Below are 1,123 nucleotides of genomic sequence, written 5' to 3' on the forward strand. Positions count from 1 at the left end.
CTCCCTCGCCAGCATGCGGTAGTCCACCGCATCGTGGTCGGTGGCGATCAGCACCGCGTCGAAACCGCCGAGCGCAGCCGTCGAAAGATCGGCCGACGCGCGCCCGGCCAGCGAGGCGTGCTCGCGCGTCATCGGGATGATCGGCACGAAAGGATCATGATAGTCCGTTTGCGCGCCGCGTCCTTCGAGGATTTCGATGAGGCGCAGCGACGGGCTTTCGCGCATGTCCTCGATGTTCTTCTTGTAGGCGATGCCGACGACGAGGATGCGCGCGCCGTTGAGCCCCTTCCCCGTCCGCCGGTCGAGCGCTTCCGCCACGCGGTCGACCACGTAGTGCGGCATCTCCGTGTTGATCTGGCCAGCCAGTTCGATGAAGCGGGTGCTGACGTCGAATTCGCGCGCCTTCCAGGTCAGGTAGAACGGGTCGATCGGGATGCAGTGCCCGCCGAGGCCGGGCCCCGGATAGAACGGCATGAAGCCGAAGGGCTTGGTCTTCGCCGCGTCGATCACCTCCCAGACGTCGATGCCCATCTTCGCGTAGATCACCTTCAGCTCGTTGACGAGCGCGATGTTCACCGCTCGGAAGATGTTCTCGGTCAGCTTCACGGCCTCAGCCGTCGCGGTGGACGAGACCGGCACCGTCTTCGAAACGAGCGCGCTGTAGAGCTCGCTAGCGAGCGCCAAGGCGTCGGCACCGTCGCCACCGACGACCTTCGGGATCGTCGAGGTCGAGAAGTCGAGGTTGCCCGGGTCCTCTCGCTCCGGCGAGAAGGCGAGGAAGAAGTCGGTGCCGGATTTCAGGCCTCCCGCCTCGAGGCGGGGTTCGATGATCTCCACCGTCGTACCGGGCCAGGTCGTCGATTCCAGTACCACGAGATGCCCCTTGCGCAGGCGCGGTGCGATCGCCTCCACCGTGCGCTCGACATAGGAAAGGTCGGGCTCGCGCTGCTTCGACAGGGGCGTCGGCACGGCGATCAGGATCGCGTCGGCTTCCCGCAGGAGGTTGAAGTCGACCGTTGCCTGGAAGCGGCCGTCCCGTGTCGCTTCCGCGATCGCCTCGGTCGGTATGTGCTTGATGAAGCTCTCGCCGCGGTTGATCTGCTCGACGCGCGCCGCGTCGATG

At 65.9% G+C, this 1,123-nt stretch carries 1 protein-coding gene; it reads right to left on the bottom strand.

Annotated elements, in window-relative coordinates; genetic code table 11:
• Positions 1–1,123: nucleotide sugar dehydrogenase (locus F6X38_RS23195; protein WP_150974100.1), on the bottom strand; the 1,123-nt coding region annotated here is incomplete at both ends.

Source organism: Plantimonas leprariae, assembly GCF_008802405.1.
GTDB classification, from domain to species: domain Bacteria; phylum Pseudomonadota; class Alphaproteobacteria; order Rhizobiales; family Rhizobiaceae; genus Plantimonas; species Plantimonas leprariae.